This is a genomic window from Nocardia cyriacigeorgica (assembly GCF_005863245.1).
Classification (GTDB): Bacteria; Actinomycetota; Actinomycetes; order Mycobacteriales; family Mycobacteriaceae; genus Nocardia; species Nocardia cyriacigeorgica_C.
The window spans coordinates 147,468-173,033 of sequence record NZ_VBUT01000004.1; the positions used below are offsets into that span (position 1 = coordinate 147,468).

A 25,566-nucleotide genomic window follows, 5' to 3' on the forward strand; every position below is an offset into this window, starting at 1 on the left:
CACCCGGCGACATCATCGCCGCCGGGTGCCGCTGCGATCAGCTCAGCACGCACGGCCCCGTCGCGACCGGCGACTGCGATCCGGCAGCCGCGTCTAGCTGACGACGAACCTCCTGCAGGGTGAGCACATAACCGGTGTCGTCATCGGTGACGGCCGCGCCGAACACCACACCGAGCACATTGCCCTCGGTATCCACCAGCGGCCCACCGGAGTTGCCCGCCCGGACCTGCCCGCGCACCGTGTACACCTCGCGCTCGATGGTGCCGTCGCGGTAGATGGTCGGGCCGGTCAGATCCAGCGTCTCGCGGACGCGGGCCGCGCTCGCGGTGTAGCGCCCGCCGCCCGGGTAGCCGAGCACGATCGCGCTGTCACCCGAGCGGGCCGGGGCCGCGGCCTCCTCGATCTCGGGTGCGGTGAGACCGGGGACCGCCAGCACCGCGACGTCGGTGGACGGATCGAACAGCACCACTTCCGCTTCCAGCGGACCGGTGGCGGTATCCACGGTGACGCTGGTGGTGCCCGCGACGACGTGCGCGTTGGTCATCACCCGCTCCGGCGAGATGACGAAGCCCGAACCCTCCAGCGCCCGCTGGCAACTCGGCGCCACACCGCGGATGCGCAGCACACTCTGCTGCAACCTGGCGGCAACCGGACTGCTCAGCACACTCGGATCCGGCGGTTCCACCGCCGCGATCGGCGCGCGGCCGAACGGCCCGATGACGTCCGGCAGGCCCGAGGTGTTCAGCAGCTTGGAGAACTCGTTCGGCAGCTTGCGCAACCAGTTCGGCGCCACATCGTTGACGTCGGCCAGCACCCGCGAACCGTTGATCGCGGTCGCGATGGCCGGCTGCGACGAGGTGGCCAGCGGCAGCGCGAGCAGCCACGCCGTCACCAGCACGGCCACCGCCTGCAGCACCGCACCGACGACGCTGTCGACGGTGCGGGTGAAGGTGTGCCGCATCCCGCCCCGCGCCGCGCGGCCGAGCACCATGCCCGCGACCTCGCCGACGATCACCAGCACAACGATCAGCAGCACACCGGCCAGCACCCGGCTGCGGCCCTCACCGATGTGGATGAGGATGTGCGGGGCGATCAGGATGCCCGCGACGGCACCGAGCACCACGCCGAGGAAGGCCAGCGCCGACGCGACCGCGCCCTGCCGCCAACCCGATGAGGCGGCCAGCAGGGCGAGGATGACGACCGCGATATCGAGCCAGGTCGATGCGCTCACAGCGTCATCCCCACCGCGGCCAGCGAGGTTTCCAGATCACGCACGTCGGTGCGGTCCCATTCCCGCTCCCAGCCGAGTGTGGTGATCAGACTGGCGAGGATTCCGCCGGTCAGACCCCACACCAGCATCCCGTCCACCTGGAAGGCCGGGCTCTGGTAGCCGAGGCTGCCACGCACCAGGAACCGGTTCGCCGGATCGAGCAGATCGGACAACGACACGCGCACCACCCGTTCGGTTTCACTCTGGTCGACCACGCGCACCTCGCTCGGCGTGCGCCAATACGCCACCACCGGTGTCACATCGAACCGGGACGGCGGAACGAACAATTTCGGCAGCACCGCGACCGGCTCGACGCCGTCGCGGTCGAGTCCGGTTTCCTCCCAGGCCTCGCGCAGCGCGGTATCGATCGGACCGGTATCACCGGGATCGACCGCACCGCCGGGGAAGGCGACCTGCCCTCGATGCTGGCGCATGGTGGAGGCCCGCTGGGTCAGCAGCACCTCGGCGTCGGCGGGCAGCCCGCCCGGTGCCTTCGGGTCCGGATGCACGGAACCGCCGAACAGCACCAGCACCGCGGCCTGGCGCGGCTCGGAGGTCAGCGTCATCACCCTGCGCAGCGCGCGCGCTTTGGACAGGGTGTCGGAGAAGTCGGCGTGGGCCCGGGTGGCCCCGGCGAGCCAAGGCGGAATGTCGGTCATGCGGTAACTCCCAGCGCCCCGGCGACGGTGTCGGCGATGTCGTCGACATCGTGGAACGGGCGGGCGACGTACTCGGCGATCGAACCGTCCGGCCGGACCAGCACGGTGATCGGCAGCGCGTTCGGTGCGCCCGCGGCCGTGCGCACGGCGGCGTCGGGGTCCTCGACGCCCGGCATGGTCAGTGGTGCCCGGCCAGCGGCACGCTGCTCGTCGTTCAGCGCGGCGAGCATGGCGATGGCCTTGTTCTCGGCGGGGTCGCTGTGCACGGTCAGCACCGTCACCGCCGGTCCCACCCGGTTCGCGTACTCCTGCAGGATGGGCAGCTCGGTGCGGCAGGGCTCGCACCAGTAGGCCCACAGATTCAGTACCGCGGGCTTGCCTGCGAGGGCCGCAGCGAGGTCGATGCGCTCACCGTCGGCCAGGCAGGTCAGCGCGAGCCCGGCCAGCGGGCCCGAACCGACCGCACCGTCGGCCGGCCGTGGACATTCGGCGAGACCCACGGCTGCGCGCTGTTGCGGGTCGATCCTGGCAGCCGAGGTGACTCGGTCCTCGACGGTGGCGGAGTCGTCGGCACCGCGCGGCCACAACGCGACGGCGAGCGCGACCACCACGATCAGGGCCGACAGCACCCAGCGCCAGACGACGGGAACTCGGCTCACCGGCCCACCAGCTCGAGCAGATGCTCCGCTTCCGGCCCCTTCACCAGCTCGGCGGCGGCATCCGGGTCGGTGGGCCCGATCCCGAACGAGGGGCAATCCTTGGCCAGCAGGCACACTCCGCACGCCGGTTTGCGCGAATGGCAGACCCGGCGCCCGTGGAAGATCACCCGATGGGACAGCAGTGTCCACTCCTTGCGCTCGATCAGCTCGCCGACGGCCTGTTCGACCTTGACCGGATCCTCTTCGGTCGTCCATCCCCAGCGGCGCACCAGCCGGCCGAAGTGGGTGTCGACGGTGATACCCGGCACCCCGAACGCGTTGCCGAGGATGACGTTGGCAGTCTTGCGCCCGATGCCCGGCAACTTCACGAGTTCGTCCATGGTGTGAGGCAACTCACCATCGAAGTTTTCCAGCAGGGCTTGCCCGAGGCCGATGAGCGCGTTCGCCTTGTTCCGGTAGAAGCCGGTGGGGCGAATGTATTCCTCGAGTTCGGCCCGATTGGCCTCGGCGTATGCGCGCGCGTCAGGGTACTTGGCAAAAAGCGCGGGGGTGGTGAGGTTCACTCGCACATCGGTGCACTGGGCGGACAAGATCGTCGCGACGGCCAATTCCAGCGGTGTGGTGAAATCCAATTCGCAATGCGCGTCCGGAAAAGCCAGCGCCAGTTTACGGTTCATCCGGCGCGCGCGGCGGACCAGACCCAAGCGGGTTTCCGCCGGTCGAGTGCGGGTTTTCGACTTCGGCGCGCCGTCGGCCGCCGGGACAGGATCAGCCGCCGCGGCGGTGGCCGAAGGCCCGATCCCGGCCGCGGATGAGGGGGAGACACGCACCCGTCCACCATACGGAACGCACCGACATCGTTGCCTGCCCAGATCTGGTGCCGTGTTCCATCTGAGACCTCGACAGTGTTTACTGCTCGGCATGCAAGGACTCGCTGTGGTGCTCTTCCCAGTGGCGTTGATGCTGTTCGCCCTGGGCATGGAGCGGGTCGAGAACCGGCTCCGCAAACTTCTCGAACCCGACGAAGAAGTTCAGCTGTACTTGGACAAGGCGAGCAACGCCGAGGTGAAAGAGCTGACGAAGCTCGGTCTACCGGCGGCGGTGGCCCGTATGCGCAGGCGCCGCTCCCGCGCCGAGGAAATGGACATCGCCCGGGCCAGCTGAGCCCGCGCGATGCGGAGTTCACGCCACGCAATCCGGCCGTTACGTGGTGTCTGTCACTACGCGCCGTGAATGCCGCGTAGACTGCACTGTCGGCCGACCCACTTCGGTCCAGGACTACAGCCATTTCCCATAAGGAGCACATTCGTGGACGAGGCCCTCGCCAGAGCAGGCATCTTCCAAGGCGTAGAGCCCACCGCGGTGGCGGCGCTCGCCAAACAACTGCAGCCCGTGGATTTCCCGCGCGGCCATGTCATCTTCAACGAAGGTGAGCCCGGCGATCGGCTGTACATCATCACGTCCGGCAAGGTGAAGATCGGTCGCCGTTCCCCGGACGGCCGGGAGAACCTGCTGACCATCATGGGCCCGTCGGACATGTTCGGCGAGCTGTCGATCTTCGACCCCGGCCCGCGGACCTCCACCGCGACCACGGTTACCGAGGTCCGCGCGGTCACCATGGACCGTGAGGCGCTCAAGTCCTGGATCGACCAGCGACCCGAGATCGCCGAGCAGTTGCTGCGCGTGCTGGCCCGCCGCCTGCGCCGCACCAACAACAACCTCGCCGACCTCATCTTCACCGACGTCCCGGGTCGGGTCGCGAAGGCGCTGCTGCAGCTCGCTCAGCGTTTCGGCACCCAGGAGGCCGGTGCGCTGCGGGTCACCCACGACCTCACCCAGGAAGAGATCGCCCAGCTGGTCGGTGCCTCCCGCGAGACCGTGAACAAGGCCCTGGCCGACTTCGCGCACCGCGGCTGGCTGCGGCTCGAGGGCAAGAGCGTGCTGATCTCCGACTCCGAGCGCCTGGCCCGGCGCGCGCGCTGATCTCGCGCACGGATCGCTGATCGTTCGAGGCCCGGCCGCAGCTAGCGGACCGGGCCTCGAACGTGTCCCTGGTCAGGCCTGCGACCGCAGGTACTCCAGCTGCGCCTGCACCGAACTCCGCGCCGCCAGCCACAGCTTCTTGTCGACGTCGGCGTACACCTTGCGCACCACCGCCATCGGCCCGGCGTCGGGCCCGAGTTCGGCCAGCGCCGCGCGCACCTGCTCCAGCCGTTCCTGCCGGTGGGCGATGTAGTAGCGCGCGACCGGCTCGAGATCCGGGTGATCCGGGCCGTGTGCCGGCAGCAGCGCCTTCCCCGCCCCCACCTCGACCAGCCGGTCCAGCGACCGCAGGTAGTCGCCGAGCGTGCCGTCGGTGGAATCGAGGACGGTGGTGCCGCGACCGAGGATGGTGTCGCCGGTCAGCACGGCGTCATCGAGCACGAAACTCACCGAATCCCCGGTGTGCCCGGGTGTGTGCAGCACGGTGATGCGCAAACCTGCCGCGACGATGACCTCGCCGTCGGTCAGCGCCGCATCGCTCCCGCGCAGGAACTCGCGGTCCATCGCCCGCACCGGCGTACCGGTCAGCTTCACCAAGCGGTCGATGCCGCCGGTGTGATCGGAATGCCGGTGCGTGATCAGGGTGAGCGCGATATCGCCGCCGGTCGCCGCGACGATCGCCTCGATATGCGCGCGCTGCTTCGGGCCCGGATCGACTACCACACAGCCGGGGCCGTCCGGGGCCCGCAGGATCCAGGTATTGGTCCCGTCCAGCGTCATCTGGCCCGGATTGTCCGCGAGCAGCACCGCCGCGGTCGGCGTGACCTGCCGCAGCTGCCCGTAGGCGGGATGGGTCAGGGTCATGGGCCTACCTCCTGATCAACGCACCTCGGCGATGAGTTCCACCTCGACCGGGGTGTTCTTCGGCAGTTCGGAGACCCCGACCGCCGAGCGTGCGTGCGTACCCGCGGCGCCGAAGACCTCGCCGAGGAACTCCGAGGCGCCATTGACGACCAGCGGCTGGTCGGTGAAGCCAGGGGCCGAGGCGACGAAGCCGACCACCTTGACGATCCGCACGACCTCGTCGAGGCCGACCAGATCGTGCACGGCGGCCAGCGCGTTCAGCGCGCACAGCCGCGCGGCCTCGGCGGCCTGCTCCAAGGTCACCTCCGCGCCGACCTTGCCGGTCGCCGACAGCTCACCGGAGACGAACGGCAACTGCCCGGAGGTGTAGACCAGCGAACCGGTGCGGACCGCGGGCAGATAGGCCGCGACCGGCGCGGCGACCTCGGGCAGGCTCAGGCCGAGCCGGGCGAGATTGCGTTGCCAGGGGGTTGCGGGTTCGGCAGCGGGCGATTCGAGTGCCATGGCCGCCCGCCCTACTGCTTCGGCCGCTTCAGGTAGGCCACGTGCTGCTCACCGGTCGGGCCGGGCAGCACGGTCACCAGCTCCCAGCCGTCGGCGCCCCACTGGTCGAGGATCTGCTTGGTCGCATGGGTGAGCAGCGGAACGGTCGCGTACTCCCACAGGGTCACATCGCTCATGGCTGGAGCCTAATAGGTGGGCTCCGGCCTGTTCCGACCGCAGCCGGGCCCGTTCCCGTCATACGAGCCGGACGTCACTGTCTGATACACCACACCCTCGGTATCCGGATCCCTAGGGCGCGATCTCAGAACGGGTTATAGGCTCGCGAACGTGGGAGCACCAACAACAGTGCCGGTTTCGGCCGATCCGGGGCTGACGACCGGCTGGCCGGAACGCGCGGCCAAGGCCCGTCTGCACTATGTGTCGGGTAAGGGCGGGACCGGGAAGTCGACGGTCGCCGCGGCCCTGGCGCTGGCGCTGGCCGCCGGCGGGCGCCGGGTCCTGCTGGTCGAGGTGGAGAGCAGACAGTCCATCGCCCAGCTGTTCGACCTGCCGCCGCTGCCACCCACCGAGACCAGGATCGCCACCGCCGACGGTGGTGGTGAGGTGGTAGCGCTCGCTCTCGATATCGAGCACGCCTTCCTCGAGTACCTGGACATGTTCTACAACCTGGGCTTCGCGGGCCGGGCCATGCGCCGGATGGGGGCCATCGAGTTCGTCACCACCATCGCGCCCGGTCTGCGCGATGTCATCCTGACCGGCAAGATCAAGGAGTGCGCGGTCCGCGTCGACAAGACCGGCAAGCAGGTCTACGACGAGATCGTGGTGGACTCGCCGCCGACGGGCCGGATCGCCAGCTTCCTCGACGTCACCCAGGCGATGGCCGAGGTGGCCAAGGGCGGGCCGATCGCCTCGCAGGCCGAGGGCGTGTCGAAGCTGCTGCATTCCGACCAGACCCTGATCCACCTGGTCACCCTGCTGGAGGCGCTTCCGGTGCAGGAAACCGCCGACGCCATCGCCGAATTGACCGCGGCCGACCTGCGGGTCGGCACGGTGATCGTCAACCGGGCCAGCCAGGACGAACTGCCTGCCGAACAGCGCAATCGCGCCGCTGCGGGCGACCTCGACGTCGAGGCGATCCGAGCCGGGCTCGACCGCGCGGGAATCTCGCTGCCCGAGGACGATTTCCAGGGCCTGATCACCGAAACCGTCGAGCATTCGGCCACCCTGCGGGCCCAGGACGAGAGCGCCACCGAACTCGCCAAGATCGATATCTCCCGGATCTCGTTGCCCGCGCTCACCGACGGCATGGATCTGGGCGGGCTCTACGAGCTGGCCGAACACCTCACCGCACAGGGAGTCCGATGAGCACGCCGCAGGCAGGCGCCCCCCAGCTGGACATCTCGACGATCATCGGCGACCCGAGCGCGCGCATCGTGGTGTGCTGCGGTTCCGGCGGTGTCGGCAAGACCACCACCGCCGCCGCCATCGCGTTGCGCGCCGCCGAGTCCGGCCGCAAGGTCGTGGTGCTGACCATCGATCCGGCCCGCAGGCTGGCCCAGTCGCTCGGCGTCGCCGATCTCGGCAACTCCCCGCAGCGGGTGGAGCTCGGACCAGAGGTCAAGGGCGAACTGCACGCGATGATGCTCAATATGCGCCGGACCTTCGACGAGATGGTGCTCGAGCACACCAGCCCCGACAAGGCCGAGCAGATCTTCGCCAACCCCTTCTATCAGACCGTGGCCTCGTCCTTCGGTGGGACGCAGGAGTACATGGCGATGGAAAAGCTCGGGCAGCTGGCGAATCGGCGCGAGTGGGATCTGATCGTGGTCGACACTCCCCCGTCGCGTAACGCGCTGGACTTCCTCGACGCACCCAAGCGGCTCGGCAATTTCCTCAACGGCCGGATGATCCGGGTGATCATGGCGCCTGGACGCGGCGTCGGCCGGTTCGTCACCGGTGCCATGAGCCTGGCGGTGCGCGGGGTGTCGACGATCGTCGGCGGCCAGATGCTCAAGGACGCGTCGCTGTTCCTGCAATCGCTGGAATCGCTGTTCGGCGGATTCCAGGACCGGGCCAACCGGACCTACGCGATGCTGTCCAAGCCGGGCACCCACTTCCTGGTGGTCGCGGCCCCCGAACCCGATGCCCTGCGTGAGGCCTCGTTCTTCGTCGACCGGCTCTCCACCGAGAAGATGCCGCTGGCCGGGCTGGTGCTGAACCGGACCCATCCGGTCCGCAGCGAGCTGTCAGCCGATCACGCGCTGACCGCCGCCGACCAGTTGACCGAATCGAATCCGCTGACGGCGGCGGTGCTGCGCATCCACGCCCACCGGGTGGCGACCGCGAAACGCGAACAGCATCTACTGTTGCGGTTCACCGGAGCCCACCCTCGGGTGCCGATCGTGCCGGTGACCGCGCTGCCCTTCGAGGTCTCCGATCTCGAAGCGCTACGCGCGGTCGGCGATCAACTCACCCGGACTCCGGCCGGCTCGGCCGTGCCGGTTACATAGCCACCTGATGCTGGCGCTGGGCCTGGAAGAAATCGGCCCATGACGTCACCTCGGGATGCTGCTTGAGCAGCGCACGCCGCTGCCGTTCGGTCATCCCGCCCCACACACCGAACTCGACCCGGTTGTCGAGTGCGTCGGCTCCGCACTGCATCAAAACCGGGCAGTGCCTGCAGATCGTTGCCGCTTTGCGCTGCGCCGCGCCACGTACGAACAGCTGATCGGGGTCTACTTCCTTGCATCGGGCCTGGGATACCCAGGCGATCCTCGCTTCGGCCTGCTCTACGTCCAATCGAGCGATGGGGGTTGTCATGTGCATTTGGTGTGCCCCTTTGCAGTCCGAACACCGGTCAACGGCGCTCCGGAATCGCGTGTCAGCCTCGCAGCAACCCAAACCCCGCTGCGAAGTGCACCACATTCCACTTTGAGTGTTAGCTCTATCACACTGGGTTCTCAATCTAGGTAAAGGTATGCCGGGAGCGCAAGACCGAGCTGTGATTTTTTGGTACGTCCGTGCCGCGACCACGCGACACGCCAGTGACCCAATCGCGACACGCCACCGAATCGACCGTTATCGCGTGTTCGATCGAACGCGGCGCTCACCTGCCCGCCGTCACGACCGGGTTTCGGCCGTCGAACCCACCCCGACCTGCAATCGAGCAATTCGGATCAAACACACCCGCGAGAGCGTCCGACCCACCCCTTAGTCTGGTCCCGTGCCGATCAGACATACGCTCGCGAAGCTGGCCGTTAGCTGCATGCTGGCCGCCGTGCTCGTCGCCGGGCTGTTGTTCCCGCTCGCAGGCGGTTTCGGATTCGTGTCCAACCGCGCCGCCGATGCCGTCGACAACGTCTCCGCCGAGTTGGTCGAGGGCACGGTGCCCGCGGTGTCGACGATGGTCGACGCGGCGGGCAATCCGATCGCCTGGCTCTACGAACAACGCCGTTTCGAGGTGCCGAGCGAGAAGATCTCCAACGACATGAAGCTGGCGATCGTCTCGATCGAGGACCGCCGCTTCGCCGACCACGACGGCGTCGACTGGCAGGGCACGCTGCGCGCGTTCCTCACCAACACCACCAGCGGCGAGGTGCAGCAGGGCGCGTCCACCATCGACCAGCAGTATGTGAAGAACTTCCAGCTGCTCGTGGTCGCCAAGACCGACGCCGAACGCCGCGCCGCCATCGAGACCACCCCGGCCCGCAAGATCCGCGAGATCCGGATGGCGCTGACGCTGGACAAGGAACTCACCAAGGACGAGATCCTCACCCGCTACCTGAACCTGGTGCCGTTCGGTAACTCCTCCTACGGCATCCAGGACGCCGCGCAGACCTACTTCGGCATCGACGCCGCCGATCTGAACGTGCCGCAGTCGGCGATGCTCGCGGGCATGGTGCAGAGCAGCTCGAAGCTCAACCCCTACACCAACCCCGAGGGCGTGCTGGCCCGCCGCAACACCGTGCTGGACACCATGATCCAGAACATCCCCAGCCGCGCCGACGAATTCCGCAAGGCCAAGACCGAGCCGCTGGGCGTGCTGCCCGAGCCCAAGGGCCTGCCCCGCGGCTGCATCGCGGCGGGCGACCGCGGCTTCTTCTGCGATTACGCGCTGCAATACCTGGCCAACGCCGGCATCAGCCGCGAGCAGATCGAAAAGGGCGGCTATCTGATCCGCACCACCCTCGACCCGGCCGTGCAGGATTCGGTCAAGCGCGCGGTCACCGAGGCGGCGCCGCCGGACCTGGAGAACATCGCCGAGGTCATGTCGGTGATCGCCCCCGGCCAGGAGTCGCACCCCGTGCTCGCCATGGCCAGCAGCCGCACCTACGGCCTCAACCGGGAGGCGCACGAGACGCTGCTGGCCCAGCCGTACTCGATGGTCGGCGACGGCGCGGGCTCGGTGTTCAAGCTGTTCACCACCGCCGCGGCCATGGAGAAGGGCATGGGCATCAACGCCCAGCTCGATGTGCCGGGCCGGTTCAACGCCCAGGGCATGGGTAACGGTGGCGCCCCCGGCTGCCCGCCCGCGACCTACTGCGTCGAGAACGCCGGCCGCTACAAGTCGCCGATGTCGGTGACCGAGGCACTGGCGACCTCACCCAACACCGCGTTCGTCAAGCTCATCCAGGCCGTCGGCGTCACCCCGACCGTCGACATGGCAGTGCGCCTGGGCATGCGCTCCTACACCGAGCCCGGCAGCTCGGGGCTGGAGAACAATCAGAGCCTCGCCGACATGATCAAGAGCCAGAACCTCGGCTCGTTCACCCTCGGCCCGGTCCCGATCAACCCGCTCGAGCTGTCCAACGTCGCGGCCACGCTGGCCTCCGGCGGCAAGTGGTGCCCGCCCTCGCCGATCAAGGAAGTGATCGACCGCAGCGGCAAGCAGGTGCCGCTGACCCAACAGGCCTGCGAGCAGGTGGTCGAGCCCGGCCTGGCCAACACCCTGGCCAATGCCATGAGCAAGGACGACCAGCCCGGCGGTACCGCCTTCGCCGCGGCCGCCAACGCGGGCTGGACGCTGCCGATGTCCGGTAAGACCGGCACCACCGAAAGCCACCGCTCCTCGGCGTTCGTCGGCTTCACCAACTCGCTGGCCGCGTCCGTCTACGTCTACGGCGACAGCCCGACGCCCGGCGAGATCTGCTCGTTCCCGCTGCGCAACTGCGGTGCCAGCGACGCCAACGGCCTGTTCGGCGGTAACGAGCCCGCACGGACCTGGTACAACGCGATCAAACCCGTTGTCGGGAACTTCCCGCCGCCGGTGCTGCCGCCGCTGGACGACAAATACGTGCGCGGCGCCAACAACGCGCAGGTGCCCGACGTGGTCGGGATGAAGCAGGGTGAGGCGACCGCCGCGCTCATCGCGGCCGGGTTCAAGGTCACCCCGGTGGAATCGCCCGGGTCCGCGCCGAAGGGCACCGTGACCGGGTCCTCGCCGAACGGGTCGGCCATTCCGGGCTCGCTGGTGACGATCTACGTCAGCGACGGCACCGTGCGCACCCCGCCGCCGCCCGGTCCGCAGGGACCGCCGCCGGGCGTGCCGGGACTTCCGCCACCGCCGCGGCTGCCGCCCATTCCGATTCCGATTCCGCTGCCGTTCCCCCGGTAACGACAACGCCGACCCGGTCTGACCGGGTCGGCGTTTCGTTTATCTGCTGGTCGAGCGGTTACAGCCGGGCCTTCACCGCCGCGGAGATCCTGGCGCCGTCGGCCTTGCCCTCGGCCAGCGCGGTGGCGATCTTCATGACCTGACCCATCTGGCGCATCCCGGGACGCTGCCCGGTCTGCTCGGCGATCTGGGCGATGGCCGTATCGGCGATGTCGGCGACCTCGGCGTCGGTCAACTGGGTGGGCAGGTATTCGTCGATGATCCTGGCCTCGGCGTGCTCGTTGGCCGCCAGCTCACCGCGGCCGGCCTGGGCATACACCTCGGCGGCCTCGTTGCGCTTCTTGGATTCCTTGGCCAGCACGGCGACGACCTCGGCGTCGGAGAGCTCACGTGCCTCGGGGCCCGCGACCTCGGCGGACTGGATGGCGGCGAGCAGCATCCGCAACGTGGCAAGACGCAGCGTGTCCTTGGATTTCATCGCGGCGGTCATATCCGCACGCAGCTGCGATTTGAGTTCCGACATGTGCCTCACGGTAGCCGCTGCGCCGGGACGGGCCCACCACATTTACCCGGCCGGTCGGCCGATCTGTGCCTGAACACACGCCGCGTTCGAGACCACCGTCACCTATGCTGGGCAAATGCCCGTGATCTCGACCTCCGCTGTCCGTCGAACCGCGCTGGGCGCCGCCGGAGCCGCGGTGGCCGGAGTCGGCTATGCCTCGCTCATCGAACGCAATGCGTTCGTGCTGCGTGAGGCGACGATGCCGGTGCTGCGGCCGGGTTCGGCGACGCTTCGGGTGCTGCACATCAGCGATCTGCACATGATGCCGGGCCAGAAGCTCAAGCAGCAGTGGCTGCGTGAGCTGGACCGGCTGGAACCGGACCTGGTGGTGAACACCGGCGACAACCTCTCGCATCAGAAATCGGTGCCAGCCGTTGTGCAGGCGCTCGGCGGATTGCTGTCGCGCCCAGGACTTTTCATCTTCGGCAGCAACGACTACTTCGCTCCGGTGCCGAAGAACCCACTCAAGTACTTCAAGACCGACCACCGCCGCGTGCACGGCGCGCCGCTGCCCTGGAAGGATCTGCGGGCCGCCTTCACCGAACGCGGCTGGCTGGATCTGACCCATGTGCGCCGCGACCTGGAAGTGGCGGGCATCCGCATCGCCAGCGCCGGCGTCGACGATCCGCACTTGCAGCGTGACCGCTACGACACCATCGCCGGCGCCCCCAATCCGCTCGCCGATCTGCGCATCGGTCTCACCCACTCCCCCGAGCCGAGGGTGCTGGATCGGTTCGCCGAAGACGGCTACGACCTGGTGCTGGCCGGCCACACCCACGGCGGCCAGCTGTGCCTGCCCGGGTACGGCGCTCTGGTCACCAACTGCGATATCGACCGCTCGCGGGTCAAGGGCCCGTCGAAGTGGGGTGCGCACACCCGGCTGCATGTCTCCGCGGGCCTCGGCACCTCGCCGTGGGCGCCCTACCGCTTCTGCTGCCGCCCGGAGGCCACCCTACTCACACTGGTCGCCGCACCCCCGAAGCGTCCGAACTCCGATACCGCGCAGGGCGTTTCGACCTCGGAGACCGTCGCCCGCTAAGGTCGCTTGCCGAGACTGTGGCCGGCAAGAGGACGAACGTGAACACTTTCGACCCCAGCAACGGGGCGCACCCGGCGGGGCAGCCGGGACCCGGCGCGTTTCCCGACCCGGGAACGCCGTACTGGCCGCTCGGTGGCCAGGAAGCCGCGCCGACGCCCGGCGGGCCATGGGCGCCCACCCAGACCGGACAGTGGGCTCCGGGCCCCGCATTCTCCGGCCCTGGACCGATGCCGGGTCAGCAACCCGTCGGCCCCGAGGCCGCGCCGACGCAGGGCGGACAGCCGACGGCAGGCCACGCCACACCGGCCGCCCCGCACCTCGGGCCGCCAACTGCCCCCGATGCCGCGCCGACACAGGGCGGGCAGCCCACGCCGAGCTATTCCCCACCGTCGGCTCCGCAGCCCGGTCTGCCCGTTGCTCCTCACACAGCGGCGACACCATCCGGCCACTGGACCGATAGCCGGCAGAACTGGACGAATCCCGCTGCGCCCGGGCAGAACTGGACGAACCCGAACGCACCGGTCGAGCAGCATCCCGGAGCCCACCCCCTCGGACCAGCCGCTGCACCCATTTCCCCCGACCCCAACGCCCCCAATGCCCCCGGGAAACTCTTCGCCTTCGGTGCCGCCGCCATGGCGGTGGTCGCCGTCGGTGTCGGCGTGGTCGCGGTGACCGTCAGTGGATCCGATGAGGCCTCGGCGTCCGACGGATCCACCCCGTCCATGGTCAGCGCGCTCACCACCGGCGAATCGAGTTCGCGGGCACCGCGTTCCACGACGACACGGTCGCGTCCGGCCGATCCCAGCCCCGATGCCGAACTCGGCCCGATCGTGCCGGGATTCCAGCCGGTCGCGGTGCCCAACCGCAGCGCTGCCTACGACGTGCCCGCCGGATGGGTGGTGGCACCGGAAGGCAGTGTCGGCGGGTTCGGCGAACCGCCGGACGCGGTGGTCGGCACCGGCCTGGCCACCGACGGCGTGGACTACTGCCCCGGGTCCACGCGCACCGTCGCCTTCCTCACCGGATCCGGCACCGCCGACCCCGCGCAGGCCGCCACCGAACTCGGCACCAAGTCCGCGACCATCGCCTACGCCGGCAGCCGCGACGTCCGCCCCGGTGCCGCGCAACCGCTCGCCTCGGCGGACGGATCGCAGCAGGGCATGCTCGTCGAAACGACGGGCAGACTCGACTCCGCGCAACCCGGCTGCGCCAACCAGTTCTCCGTCTTCACCTACGCCGTCCCCGCCCGCACCGGAACCATCGTGCTGGTCCTGGCCGCCGACACCGGCGTCCCCGACGCCGTCGACCCCGAGACCGCCAAGCGCGTCCTCACCAGCATTCGCCCCCTGAAAACCTGATTGACCTGCCGGTTTAACGTCCAGCCCCGACCTGTTGTAAGCTACCTCAGGTCCGCTTCACGGGGTGTGGCGCAGCTTGGTAGCGCGCTTCGTTCGGGACGAAGAGGTCGTGGGTTCAAATCCCGCCACCCCGACTCGTGTGGTTGAGACACGACGGGAACCCTGATCAGCATCGCTGGTCAGGGTTTCCTTCTTTTCCGGGCCGGGTCAGGTGATCTCGAGGCGGTCGTCGAGCAGGAACGGCAGCAGGAAATTGCGGAGCAGGGCACGTTCCTCGTCTTCGCCCGCGCCGGGCAGGGTCAGCAGCGACACCATGGTGCGCACGGTCCACTTGCCGAGCCGCACTGCGGCCTCCGGGGCGAGGTCGGACCGGAAGTTGTGCACGAACGCGGCGGTGAGGGTGTCGATGACGCCCGGCGACTCCGAGAGCTGCGCGACGATGCCGGCGTTCTCCGGCTCGAACCACACCGCCAGATGCGGTGTCTTACGGACCTCGGCCAGCAGTGCGGTGAGCACATCGAGCAGCTGTTCCTCGAGATCGGGTCCGTCGAAGCGATGGGCCCGCCACACCCGCTCGACCAGCAGCCGCGCCTCCCGGGCCGCGAACGCGACGTACAGCGACTGCCGGTTGTCGAAATAGCGGTACAGCGTCGCCCGCGAACAACCGGCCGCCTCGGCGACCTCCGCCATACCGACCCCGGTCACGCCCTTGTCCATCGACAAGGCACGGACCGCGTCGAGGATTCGTTCGGCCGCCAGTTCGGCCCGGCCACCCGCCAGCCAGTCACCACTCACCCGCTGATCCTCTCAGCCCGCGCACCGGAACGGCACGGTGGTCGGCCGACGCACATACGGTCCGGACGCGTATTCCACCGCGTCGATATCGACGCGGTACTCCGGGAACCGCGCCAACAGCTCCTCCAACGCCACCCGCGCCTGCATCCGGGCCGCCGCCGCGCCGAGACAGTGGTGCGGGCCGTGCCCGAAGGTCATGATGCGCTGCGGATTCCGGTCGATGTCGAGTTCGGCGGCGTCGGCGCCGAAGGCCTGCTCGTCCCGATTCGCGGAACCGTACACCAGCAGCACCTTGCGTCCGGCCGGGATGGTGACGCCGGCCAGCTCCACATCGCGGGTGGCGGTGCGGGCGAGCCCTTGGACGGGTGAGGTCAGCCGGGCGAACTCCTCGACGGCGAGCTTGATGCGAGCCGGATCGGCCGCCAGCACCGCGCGCTGCTCGGGATGCTGCTGCAACAACTGCACCGCACCGCCGAGCAGCCCGGTGGTGGTGTCGTTGCCGCCGGCGACCATGGTCCAGGTGTAGGCCAGGATCTGCACCAGACCGTTCACATCGGTGTCGTCGGCGGCCATCCCGGCCTGCACCAGCAGCGAGACGGTGTCGTCGCCGGGATCGGTGCGCCTGCGTTTGATCAGTTCGGCGAAGTAGCCGAGCATCTCCATCGAGGCCTGCTGGGCGTCGGCGGTGCGTTCGGTGCTGGCGGCGACGACGGCGTCGGTCCAGCCGTCGAACCGGTCCCGATCCTGCTCGGGCACCCCGAGATAGTAGGCGACCACCATGCTCGGCAGCGGTTTGAACAGGTCTTTGACGATATCGCCGCCGCCTTGCTCGCCCAGCCGGTCCAGTCGTTCGCGCACGAAGCTGCGCACCACCGGCTCGACGTCGGCGACCTGGCGCGGGGTGAAACCGCGCGCGACGAGCTTGCGGAATTCGGTGTGCTCCGGCGGATCCTGCATGACCATCGGCGGGTTGGCGGTCAATCCGATCTGCTCGAGTTCGCCGTATTCGACGGTGAGCCCGTCGCGGGAGGAGAAGGTGTCGGTATCGCGGGCCGCGGCGTAGACGTGCTCGTGCCGGGTCAGCACCCAGTAGTCGTGGTCGGGTTGTTCCGCGGGCACCACCCGGTGCACCGGATCGTGCTCGCGCAGTGCGGCATACATCGCCCAGGGCTCTCGCCACGACGGGCCGGACCGCAGTTCGAACCTGGGATCGACACGATACTCATTCGCCAACATGTTCCGACGGTAAGACAGAACCTCCATTTTGTCTACACGCGATCTCCACCGGGATGACCTGGGAAATGCGGCGAACGCGCAGCGGTACCTGCCGCGCCGTGAGCACACGCTTACCTACCGGTTACGCACGGTGATTCCATGGAAACGCGAGGTCCATAGCGTATACAGGCATGTCGACACGGGTGGCCACACCGGCCGATACCTCGGGAAAACCGCTGCGGGACGTGGTGTACGAAACCCTGCGCGCGGAACTGATGAACGGTGACATCAAGTTCGGCGAACGCCTCACCGAACCCAAGGTCTCCGCGCGCTTCGGGATCTCGCGCACACCGGTCCGCGAGGCCCTCACCGTGCTCTGTTCGGACGGCTTGCTGCAACGTGAGGAGTACGGCTTCTCCCCGGTGCGTCCGAGCATCCCGCTGGTGCGCGATCTGTACGAGCTGCGAATCACCCTGGAACTGGGCGGTTTACAGCGTGCGATGCAGAACCCGGACGTCGTGCACGACAAAGCGCTACTGACCGCCGAACGCAAGGCCTGGCTGGACTTGCAGGCCGACCCGCCCGAACAGGAACCGGGTTTCGTGGTCCGTGACGAGGAATTCCACGTCACCTTGCTGACCGCCTCTGGCAATGCCGAGATGGTGCGGGCGCTGCGGTCGGTGAACTCCCGCATCCGCCATGTGCGGATGTACGACTTCATGGTCAACAACCGGATCGAGACCACCATCTCCGAGCATCTGGCCATTCTCGATGCCGTTCTCGCCGAAGATCTTTCGCTGGCCTACCGGCTGCTGCACACCCATATCGGCGAATCGCTGGACGTCGTGCTCGACCGCGTCACCCGCGCGATCGCGGCCATGTCCTTGGCCACCGACTAGTCCCAACTGAACACAGGAGCCCGACGTGAGCCTGGATTTCGATACCGTCCTCGTCGCCAATCGGGGCGAGATCGCCTGCCGCATCATGCGCAGCGCCCGCACTCTCGGCCTCAAGACCGTCGCGGTCTATTCCGAGGCCGACGCGGGCGCCGCGCACGTCGAAATGGCCGATGCGGCAGCTTATCTCGGGCCGAGCGCGGCGGCGGAATCATATTTGCGCGCCGACCGCGTGATCGAGGCGGCGCTGGCCACCGGCGCCGGTGCGATTCACCCCGGGTACGGGTTCCTGTCCGAGAACGCCGAATTCGCGACCGAGGTGGCGAAGGCGGGCCTCGCGTTCGTCGGACCCACGCCGGAACAGCTGCGGATCTTCGGCGACAAGCACACCGCCCGTGAGGCCGCCCGTGCGGTCGGCGTGCCGCTGGTCGACGGCTCCGGCCTGCTCGAATCGGCCGATCACGCGGTCGCCGAGGCCGAGCGGATCGGGTTCCCGGTCATGCTCAAGGCCGTCGGCGGTGGCGGCGGCATCGGCATGCAGGCCTGCCATGACGCCGATCAGCTGCGTGCGGCCTACCAGCGGGTGCAGCGGCTGGCCGCGACGAACTTCGCCACCTCCGGTGTGTTCCTGGAACGTTTCGTGGCGCGGGCTCGTCATGTCGAGGTGCAGGTGTTCGGCGACGGCCAGGGCCGGGTGGTCAGCCTCGGCACCCGTGACTGTTCGCTGCAGCGGCGCAATCAGAAGGTCGTCGAGGAGGCGCCCGCGCCCGGGCTCACGACCGAGTTGTCACAGCGGCTGTTGTCGGTCTCGCGTGAGCTGGCGCGGTCGGTCGGTTACCGCTCGGCGGGCACGGTGGAGTTCGTCTACGACGCCGACCGCGACGCGGCCTCGTTCCTGGAGATGAATACCCGCCTCCAGGTGGAACATCCGGTGACCGAGGCGGTGACCGGGGTGGACCTGGTGGAATGGATGCTGCGGCTGGCCGGCGGCGATACCGCGATGCTGGACGAGCTGCCCGAAACGGGCCCGCCGATCACCGGCTGGGCGGTGGAGGCCCGCGTCTACGCCGAAGACCCCGGCCAGGACTACCGCCCCAGCGCGGGCCTGATCACCGAGACCACCTTCCCCGAGCAGGCCAGGGTCGACACCTGGATCGGCACCGGTACCGAGGTCAGCCCCTACTACGACCCGCTGCTGGCGAAGGTGATCACCCAGGGCACCGATCGCGAGGAGGCGTTCAGCGCGCTGTCCGGCGCGCTCGCGCAGACCCGCATCCATGGCGTGCAGACCAACCTGGCGCAACTGCTCGCCGCCGCGACCGACCCGACGGTGCGCCGGGCAGGCCACATCACCGCCACCCTCGCCGATATCCGGCCCACCGCCGCCCGCATCGACGTGGAACGTCCCGGCACCATGACCACCATCCAGGACCACCCCGGCCGAATCGGCCTGTGGGAGGTCGGCATTCCGCCCTCCGGCCCGATGGACGACCTCTCGTTCACCCTCGCCAATGCCGCCGTCGGCAACCCCGCGGGCGCACCCACGCTGGAGTGCACGCTGCACGGTCCGCGGCTACGCTTCTCCGACGCCGCGGTGGTGTGTGTGAGCGGCGCCGACGCACCGGTCGAGGTGGACGGCGAACCCGTGCCGATGTGGGAGCCGATCACCGTGGCCGCGGGCAGTGTGCTCGACGTCGGTGCGCCCGCCGACACCGGCCTGCGCACCTACATCGCGGTCCGCGGTGGCATCGACGCACCGCTCTATCACGGAAGCGCCGCCACCTTCACCCTCGGCGGTTTCGGCGGTGTGACGGGTAAAGCGCTGGTCACCGGCGATGTCCTGCACTTGGCCGACGCGGCCGAGACCGAACCGCACCCGATCCCGGCGGCGCAGCGCCCGGACTTCTCGCACCTGTGGGAGCTGGCCGTCGGCGAGGGCCCGCAGACCGCGCCCGCCTACTTCACCGACGCCGATATGGCGCAGTTCTACACCCACGAATGGCGGGTCGGCAGCCACGCCAACCGCACCGGCATCCGACTGGAAGGCCCCAAGCCCACCTGGTCGCGCACCGACGGCGGTGAGGCCGGCCTGCATCCGTCGAACCTGCACGACAACCCGTACAGCGTCGGCGCGCTCAACGTCTCCGGTGACACGCCGATCCTGCTCGGCCCCGACGGCCCCAGCCTCGGCGGTTTCGCCTGCCCGCTGACGGTGGTGTCGGCGCACCGCTGGAAACTGGGCCAGCTGCGACCCGGCGATACCGTCCGCTTCGTCCCGGTGGACGACGCTACGGCGAGCGAACTGCGCGCGTCGAACACCGCGCGGGGCCGCACCACGGTGCCGAAACCGCTGGCCGGACTGAGTGATCGCGGCATCCTCGGCGGCGTCGACGGCACCGCCGACCGTCCGCAGGTCCGCTATCTGCGCGGTGGTGACGACAATGTGCTGGTCGAATACGGCGAGATGGTGCTCGACCTCGGCCTGCGGATGCGGGTGCACGCGCTGTCCACCGCGCTGGCCGGTGCCGGGCTGCCCGGCATCATCGACGTGACGCCCGGTGTGCGCTCGCTGCACATCCATTTCGATCCCGACGTCCTGCCCCAGCATCGGCTGCTCGGTGTGCTGGCCGAACTGGAGACCGAACTCCCGGCCACCCAGGACCTGGTGGTGCCCAGCCGCACCGTCCGGTTGCCGCTGTCGTTCGACGACCCGTCGATCGCGGAGGCCATCGACCGCTATCGCAGCGGTGTACGCGACAGTGCGCCGTGGCTGCCGTCGAATACCGAGTTCATCCGCCGCATCAACGGCCTGGACAGCGTCGACGACGTGCGGGCTACGGTGTTCGCCGCCGAATACCTGGTGCTCGGCCTCGGCGATGTGTATCTCGGTGCGCCGCTTGCGGTTCCGCTCGACCCGCGGCACCGGCTGGTGACCACCAAGTACAACCCGGCCCGCACCTGGACCCCGTCCGACGCCGTCGGTATCGGCGGCAAGTACCTGTGCGTCTACGGAATGGCCTCCCCCGGCGGTTACCAGCTCATCGGCCGGACCGTGCCGATCTGGTCGAGCTACCGCCAGCGCGCCCCGTTCGAATCCGGAACGCCGTGGCTGTTCCGGTTCTTCGACCGCATCGTCTGGGAACCGGTCAGCGCCGAACAGCTGCTCGACTACCGCGCCGCGGCGGCCGCGGGACGGTTCGACGCCGAGGTCAGCGAGGGCAGCTTCGCACTGGCCGACCATCTGCGACTGCTGCGCGAAGAGGCCGATTCGATCGCCGAATTCGAGACCAGGCAGGCTGCCGCGTTCGAGGCGGAAAAACAGGCCTGGCAGGCCGCGGGCGAATTCGATCGCGGCACCGCCGAGGTCGTCAGCGAGACCGTGGACGATCCGCTGGCGGGGATGCCCGCCGGTGCCACGGTGGTGACCGCGCCGATGATCGGCAATGTCTGGCGGGTGGAAGTCGAAGCAGGACAACGACTCACCGCCGGAGCGACGGTCGCCGTACTGGAAGCGATGAAACTCGAATTGCCGGTGCAGTGCCCCGAGGCGGGCACGGTACTGAAGGTGCTCGCCACCCCTGGTGCCAAAGTGGAACCCGGAACCCCTCTCGCAGTGATCGGAGTCGACTAGATGACCACCGGCCTCCCCGGCAACGCCCTACCCGGTTCGCCCACCGCGCGCGTCGCCGCCGCCTACCGCCGGATCGCGGAGGTCGACCGGCCGGAGGTGTGGATCACCCTTCGCCCGGAAGCCGAGGTCACCGCCGAGGCCGTTGCCATCGAAAAGCGCCTGGCCGACGGTGAGCAGCTGCCGCTGGCCGGGCTGCTGGTCGCGGTCAAGGACAACGTCGACGTCGCCGGGTTGCCGACCACCGCGGCCTGCCCGGCCTTCGCCTACACCCCGGAGGTGACCGCGTCCGCGGTCGAGCGGCTGATCGCGGCGGGTGCGATCGTGCTCGGCAAGACGAACCTCGATCAGTTCGCCACTGGCCTCGTCGGTACTCGCAGCCCATACGGTGCGGTGCGCAATGCTCATGCGCCCGAGTTGGTTTCGGGCGGTTCCAGTTCGGGTTCGGCGGTGGCGGTCGCGCTCGGCATCGCCGATATCGGCATCGGCACCGACACCGCCGGATCCGGCCGGGTGCCCGCTGCCCTACACGGCATCGTCGGGATCAAGGCGACCCTCGGTGTGGTGCCGGTGCACGGCGTGGTGCCCGCCTGCGCGGATTTCGACGCCGTCACCGTTTTCGCCGCCGACCTGGAACGAGCCGTGGCAGCGTCCGCGATCATGGCCGGTCCGGATCCACGCGATCCGCGCAGCCGTCAGCGGCCCGCCGATGTACTGCTGAGCGCACCGCGGGAGCCGAAGCTCGCGGTTCCGCGCGCCGCCGACCTGACCGCATTGAGCGCGCCCTACCGCGAAGCGTTCACCAACACTGTTGCAGGACTGGCCAATTCCGGTGTATCGGTCACCGAGGTCGATATCTCGGTCTTGCTCGAGGCGGCCCTCCTGCTCTACGACGGCGCTATCGTCGCCGAGCGGTACGCCGCCGTCGGCGAGTTCCTCGCCACCGCCCCACCGGACTCCCTCGACCCCACGGTCGCGGCCATCATCCGCGCCGCCGAGCACACCACCGGCCCCGGTTTCGCCACCGACCTGGACACCCTGGCGACCGCCCGCGCGGCCGCGAAAGCCCTGCTCGACGGCTACGACGGGCTGCTGCTGCCGACCACCACCGAACATCGAACCATCGCCGCGGTGCAGGCCGACCCGATCACCATCAACCGCAGGATGGGCACCTTCACCAACTTCTGCAACCTGCTCGACATGGCGGCGGTGGCCGTCCCGGGCGCGCGCACCGCCGACGGTTCGCCCTTCGGCGTGATGGTGGTGGTGCCCGCCTTCGCCGACCAGGTCGCCATCGATATCGCGGCGCGCCTGGTGGGCACCGACTCGACGCCCGCGCTGTTCGCCCATGACGCCGAACTCGCGGTCTTCGGCGCGCATCTGCGCGGCCAGCCACTGCACTGGCAGTTGGAGCAGATCGGTGCCCGTTTCGCCGGCGAGATCCGCACTACCGACGCCTACCGGCTCACCGCGCTCGACACCACGCCGCCCAAGCCGGGCCTGGTGCGGCACGGTCCCGGCCAGGGCGCGCCGATCGTCGGTGAGCTGTTCGGGGTCTCGGCCGCCGGACTCGGATCCTTCCTCGCCGCGCTACCGGCCCCGATGGCGCTGGCGAATATCGAGCTCGAGGACGGCCGCACCGTCGTCGGTTTCGCCTGCACCTACGACGCGGCAGTCGCGGCCACCGACATCACCGAGTTCGGCGGGTGGAAGAAGTACCTCGAGCAGCTCAGCTGAGCAGTCCAGCGCTCGGAACCGGCCGCTCGGAACCCGTGCACCGGCCGATAGTCCGCGCGCACAGAACCCATCGCACCCGCGGACAACCCGGCGCGCCGCTGCCCGATCAGCGGCGCGCCGGGGACGTCGTCCACCGAATGCGGACCGAACGCTTCCGATGCGGCCCCGAACAGCAGGACGCCATCTTCAAGGCCTCGCCGCGCGGCGCGGTACCCAGTGGCGTGAATAACGGCCGGTGCCGGCGGTCAACTCCGCGGGGCGAGTGCCGCAATCGCCACCGCCAGCTCATCCCCGCTCGGAAGCTCCCCCTCGGGCTCGGTAATCCATTGCAACGCCAGCCCGTTCAGCAAAGCGAAGTACAGCCGCGCGATCGCCCGCGCCTGTTCATCGCTCAATTCCGGATGCGACTGCACCACCAGGTCGGCCAGCTCCGAGACGGCCTCCGCGAGCAGCCCAGACATATGCGCCGCCTCGCCCGGTGTGCGGTGAATCCGGATCACGTTCTCCACGCTCGCCACCAGCATCTGCCGATTGCGCGCGAACACCTCGGCGATGTCGTTCCACACCAGCGGAAAGGCCTCGGCCGGTGACCGGCCGTCCTTGCTCGCCGCCTTGATCCGCTCATCGAGTGCGTCGCCGATCTCGCGGCCCGATTCCGCGGTGAGCGCCTCGGTGAGCAGCCGCTCCTTCGACCCGAAGTGGTAGCCGATCGCGGCCAGGCTCACCCCCGCCGCATTGGCGATATCGCGCGCGGTGGTCGCGGCGAATCCGCGCTCGTACACGCAGGCCCTGGCGGCCGCGAGCAGGTCCTCCTTGTTTCCCATACCCACATCGTACGCACGTCTTGAACATTTGTACTAGACAAACGTGCAAGCCATCTGTTAGACATTTGTCTAAGACGTTCGAGCAAACGAAGGATCCAGCGATGAGCACCCAGCCCGCCACCCACACCTCCCAGCCCGCCAACCGCCCCCGCGTCCTCGTATCCGGCGGCGGCATCGGCGGCAATGCCGTTGCGCTGCAACTACTCCGATACGGCATCCCGGTCACCGTGATCGAACGCGCCGCCGCTCCCCGACCCGGCGGTCAAGCCGTGGACCTGCGCGGCCCCAGCCGCGAGGTGGCCGAGCGGATGGGCCTGATGCCCGGCATCCGCGCGCACCAACTCGACGAACGCGGCATGGTGCACGTCGACGCGGACGGCACGGAACTGCTGCGCATGCCCGCCGACATGTTCGACGGCAAGGGCGGCGTCGCCGAGATCGAGATCACCCGCGGCGACCTGAACCAGGTGCTGCTCGACGCCATCGACGCGGCCGGCGGCTGCGACTACCGCTACGGCGAATGGCTCGAGTCGCTCACCCAGGACGACGACGGCGTGCAGGTCACCTACGCCTCGGGCGGCACCGAACGTTTCGACCTCGTCATCGGCGCCGACGGCCTGCACTCGGCCACCCGACGCCTGGTCTTCGGCCCGGAGGAACAGTTCAGCACCTACCTCGGCGGCTACATGTCCTTCTTCACCATGCCGACCCCCGCCGGCATCGAACCGCACTGGTTCACCATGCATTCGCTGCCCGGCGCCACCGGCCTCGGCATGCGCCCCGATGCCGATCCGGCCACCTCCAAGGCGCTGGTCGTCATCCGCGCCGACGCCGATCCGGCGCTGCGCCGCAACGTCGAGGCCCAGCAGCAGCTGATCCGCGATCGGCTGGCCGGCGGCGGCTGGACCGCACCCGCGATCACCGCCGCGATGACCGAGGCCGAGGACTTCTACTTCGACGAACTGGCCCGCATCGATATGCCGAGCTGGATCGAGGGCCGGGTGGCGCTGCTCGGCGACGCGGGCTACTGCGGGTCCCCGCTCACCGGCCAGGGCACCGCGATGGCACTGGTCGGCGCGTATGTGCTGGCCGGCGAGATCGCCACGCACCGCGACGACCCGCGTCGGGCGCTGGAGAACTATCAGCGGGTGCTGCGTCCGTTCGTCGCGCTCGCGCAGGAATTGCAGCCGGGCGGCCTGCGCGCGATGACCCCGAAGACCCGGTTCGGGATCCGGGCCGGACTGCTGGTCAGCAAGCTGATGACGGCGCGGATCATGAAGCCGCTCATGATGAAGATGCTGTCCAAGACCGAAACCTACGACCTGCCCGACTACCCGGCCACCACACCCGCGCGCTGATCCCGCGTCGCCGGTCACCGAGGTGGCCGGCGTCGGCATGTCGCTGGCGGTTGCCGCGGGATCGTCGGCCGCCGTGCCACACTGACCCAGGTGTGATCGCGACCCAATCGCTCGCGGTCGCGGTCACCGCGCTCCCGCAACCTTGGGCGGGGCGCTTCGCAGCGTCGGCACCAGGGAACTGGGATCGGCCATCGGCGAGCAGTGGATGGTTACCTTCGGCGGCGGCGAAGCCTGGGTCGCGCTCACCGTATGGATCGTGACCGCAGTAGCTCTGCTGCTCAGCTTCCGGAAGAGCCGGTACGTCTCGCGTTGACCTGCCCGGCCGGACCGATCACCCCGCGAGACCGGTCCGGCCGATACAAAGGCACCCCCTCGGCCCCTCCTGACCGCCCACCCCCGAGGCAGTCAGGAGGCACCGACCCCGCCGGGCTCGTCCATCGAGTCCCCGCACTCGATGTCACCCCTCCCGGCGTCCCCCGATCCCCCCATCGAGGCCCCACCCCGGTATCCGCCCCCGTCAGGTCCTCCCCGGCCTGCTCCGCTCGGATACCCTCGGGCCCTCCCCGGCCCGGCCTCGCCCGGCGCCGGATCTCCCCGGTCC

The 25,566-nt window shown here is 69.2% G+C and carries 24 protein-coding genes and 1 tRNA gene; 13 read left to right on the forward strand and 12 right to left on the reverse strand.

What is annotated here, in order from left to right; all coding sequences use genetic code 11:
• Positions 1-37 precede the first annotated feature (37 nt).
• From FEK34_RS10620 to nth, 4 genes are read right to left on the reverse strand one after another with little or no spacing between them, the layout of a single operon-like run.
• Positions 38-1,231, reverse strand: coding sequence for a MarP family serine protease (locus FEK34_RS10620; protein WP_138447696.1), 1,194 nt, complete (start codon positions 1,229-1,231; stop codon positions 38-40).
• The gene (locus FEK34_RS10625; RefSeq protein WP_138447697.1) at positions 1,228-1,929 is read right to left on the reverse strand and encodes an NUDIX hydrolase; all 702 of its coding nucleotides are present in this window, start codon (positions 1,927-1,929) and stop codon (positions 1,228-1,230) included. The genes FEK34_RS10620 and FEK34_RS10625 overlap by 4 nt, the downstream gene beginning before the upstream one ends.
• The gene (locus FEK34_RS10630) at positions 1,926-2,588 is read right to left on the reverse strand and encodes a TlpA family protein disulfide reductase (RefSeq protein WP_249358970.1); all 663 of its coding nucleotides are present in this window, start codon (positions 2,586-2,588) and stop codon (positions 1,926-1,928) included. The genes FEK34_RS10625 and FEK34_RS10630 overlap by 4 nt, the downstream gene beginning before the upstream one ends.
• On the reverse strand, positions 2,585-3,292 hold the full coding sequence (gene nth, locus FEK34_RS10635) for an endonuclease III (RefSeq protein ID WP_104897843.1): 708 nt from the start codon (positions 3,290-3,292) through the stop codon (positions 2,585-2,587). Before nth ends, FEK34_RS10630 begins: the two co-directional genes overlap by 4 nt.
• A 217-nt stretch (positions 3,293-3,509) precedes the next feature.
• On the opposite strand from nth, the gene FEK34_RS10640 reads away from it, so the two are divergent.
• Positions 3,510-3,752 carry a hypothetical protein gene (locus FEK34_RS10640; RefSeq protein ID WP_036532224.1) on the forward strand — a complete coding sequence of 81 codons (243 nt, stop codon included), beginning with the start codon at positions 3,510-3,512 and terminating at the stop codon, positions 3,750-3,752.
• Between the two features lie 144 nt (positions 3,753-3,896).
• Positions 3,897-4,571, forward strand: a complete 675-nt coding sequence (locus FEK34_RS10645) for a Crp/Fnr family transcriptional regulator (protein WP_014348619.1) — start codon at positions 3,897-3,899, stop codon at positions 4,569-4,571.
• Positions 4,572-4,643: 72 nt separating this feature from the next.
• Here FEK34_RS10645 and FEK34_RS10650 read toward each other — a convergent pair whose 3' ends face one another.
• From FEK34_RS10650 to FEK34_RS10660, 3 genes are read right to left on the reverse strand one after another with little or no spacing between them, the layout of a single operon-like run.
• Positions 4,644-5,435, reverse strand: a complete 792-nt coding sequence (locus FEK34_RS10650; protein WP_138447698.1) for an MBL fold metallo-hydrolase — start codon at positions 5,433-5,435, stop codon at positions 4,644-4,646.
• Between the two features lie 15 nt (positions 5,436-5,450).
• Entirely contained in the window at positions 5,451-5,939 is a 489-nt protein-coding gene (locus FEK34_RS10655) for a RidA family protein (protein WP_138447699.1), read from the reverse strand.
• Between the two features lie 11 nt (positions 5,940-5,950).
• Positions 5,951-6,115: a DUF4177 domain-containing protein gene (locus tag FEK34_RS10660; RefSeq protein ID WP_014348616.1), complete on the reverse strand. Its 165-nt coding sequence runs from the start codon at positions 6,113-6,115 to the stop codon at positions 5,951-5,953.
• 169 nt (positions 6,116-6,284) lie between these two features.
• Here FEK34_RS10660 and FEK34_RS10665 point away from each other — a divergent pair, with 169 nt between their 5' ends.
• Both FEK34_RS10665 and FEK34_RS10670 read left to right on the forward strand, forming a co-directional pair.
• Positions 6,285-7,304, forward strand: coding sequence for an ArsA family ATPase (locus tag FEK34_RS10665; protein ID WP_138448100.1), 1,020 nt, complete (start codon positions 6,285-6,287; stop codon positions 7,302-7,304).
• Positions 7,301-8,449, forward strand: coding sequence for an ArsA family ATPase (locus FEK34_RS10670; RefSeq protein WP_138447700.1), 1,149 nt, complete (start codon positions 7,301-7,303; stop codon positions 8,447-8,449). Before FEK34_RS10665 ends, FEK34_RS10670 begins: the two co-directional genes overlap by 4 nt.
• On the opposite strand, the gene FEK34_RS10675 is transcribed toward FEK34_RS10670, so the two are convergent.
• Positions 8,442-8,765, reverse strand: a complete 324-nt coding sequence (locus tag FEK34_RS10675; protein WP_011206869.1) for a WhiB family transcriptional regulator — start codon at positions 8,763-8,765, stop codon at positions 8,442-8,444. The two genes, FEK34_RS10670 and FEK34_RS10675, sit on opposite strands and share 8 nt — an antisense overlap.
• A 439-nt stretch (positions 8,766-9,204) precedes the next feature.
• On the opposite strand from FEK34_RS10675, the gene FEK34_RS10680 reads away from it, so the two are divergent.
• Complete coding sequence (locus FEK34_RS10680; RefSeq protein ID WP_138448101.1) at positions 9,205-11,553, forward strand: penicillin-binding protein; 2,349 nt, start codon at positions 9,205-9,207, stop codon at positions 11,551-11,553.
• A 58-nt stretch (positions 11,554-11,611) separates the two neighbouring features.
• Here FEK34_RS10680 and FEK34_RS10685 read toward each other — a convergent pair whose 3' ends face one another.
• Positions 11,612-12,076, reverse strand: coding sequence for a GatB/YqeY domain-containing protein (locus tag FEK34_RS10685; protein ID WP_138447701.1), 465 nt, complete (start codon positions 12,074-12,076; stop codon positions 11,612-11,614).
• 115 nt (positions 12,077-12,191) lie between these two features.
• Here FEK34_RS10685 and FEK34_RS10690 point away from each other — a divergent pair, with 115 nt between their 5' ends.
• From FEK34_RS10690 to FEK34_RS10700, 3 genes are all read left to right on the forward strand, one after another.
• On the forward strand, positions 12,192-13,154 hold the full coding sequence (locus tag FEK34_RS10690; protein WP_036532211.1) for a metallophosphoesterase: 963 nt from the start codon (positions 12,192-12,194) through the stop codon (positions 13,152-13,154).
• 38 nt (positions 13,155-13,192) lie between these two features.
• Entirely contained in the window at positions 13,193-14,512 is a 1,320-nt protein-coding gene (locus FEK34_RS10695) for a hypothetical protein (RefSeq protein WP_138447702.1), read from the forward strand.
• Positions 14,513-14,572: 60 nt separating this feature from the next.
• Positions 14,573-14,646, forward strand: a tRNA-Pro gene (locus FEK34_RS10700).
• A 73-nt stretch (positions 14,647-14,719) separates the two neighbouring features.
• Here the strand turns inward: FEK34_RS10700 and FEK34_RS10705 are convergent.
• A complete protein-coding gene (locus tag FEK34_RS10705) occupies positions 14,720-15,307 on the reverse strand; it encodes a TetR/AcrR family transcriptional regulator (RefSeq protein ID WP_138447703.1) in 588 nt (195 codons plus the stop codon).
• Positions 15,308-15,319: 12 nt separating this feature from the next.
• Positions 15,320-16,543 carry a cytochrome P450 gene (locus FEK34_RS10710; RefSeq protein WP_138447704.1) on the reverse strand — a complete coding sequence of 408 codons (1,224 nt, stop codon included), beginning with the start codon at positions 16,541-16,543 and terminating at the stop codon, positions 15,320-15,322.
• 170 nt (positions 16,544-16,713) lie between these two features.
• Between FEK34_RS10710 and FEK34_RS10715 the strand changes: the two genes are divergently transcribed.
• From FEK34_RS10715 to atzF, 3 genes are all read left to right on the forward strand, one after another.
• Positions 16,714-17,421: a GntR family transcriptional regulator gene (locus FEK34_RS10715; protein WP_171048134.1), complete on the forward strand. Its 708-nt coding sequence runs from the start codon at positions 16,714-16,716 to the stop codon at positions 17,419-17,421.
• Between the two features lie 85 nt (positions 17,422-17,506).
• On the forward strand, positions 17,507-21,049 hold the full coding sequence (gene uca / locus FEK34_RS10720) for an urea carboxylase (RefSeq protein ID WP_249359073.1): 3,543 nt from the start codon (positions 17,507-17,509) through the stop codon (positions 21,047-21,049).
• Positions 21,050-22,783, forward strand: a complete 1,734-nt coding sequence (gene atzF, locus FEK34_RS10725; protein ID WP_138447706.1) for an allophanate hydrolase — start codon at positions 21,050-21,052, stop codon at positions 22,781-22,783.
• Positions 22,784-23,028: 245 nt separating this feature from the next.
• Here the strand turns inward: atzF and FEK34_RS10730 are convergent, their stop codons facing one another.
• The gene (locus FEK34_RS10730; RefSeq protein WP_138447707.1) at positions 23,029-23,607 is read right to left on the reverse strand and encodes a TetR/AcrR family transcriptional regulator; all 579 of its coding nucleotides are present in this window, start codon (positions 23,605-23,607) and stop codon (positions 23,029-23,031) included.
• A gap of 101 nt (positions 23,608-23,708) precedes the next feature.
• Between FEK34_RS10730 and FEK34_RS10735 the strand changes: the two genes are divergently transcribed.
• Positions 23,709-24,965, forward strand: a complete 1,257-nt coding sequence (locus FEK34_RS10735) for an FAD-dependent monooxygenase (protein WP_138447708.1) — start codon at positions 23,709-23,711, stop codon at positions 24,963-24,965.
• Positions 24,966-25,107: 142 nt separating this feature from the next.
• The gene (locus tag FEK34_RS29940) at positions 25,108-25,278 is read left to right on the forward strand and encodes a hypothetical protein (protein ID WP_171048135.1); all 171 of its coding nucleotides are present in this window, start codon (positions 25,108-25,110) and stop codon (positions 25,276-25,278) included.
• Positions 25,279-25,566: the final 288 nt, after the last annotated feature.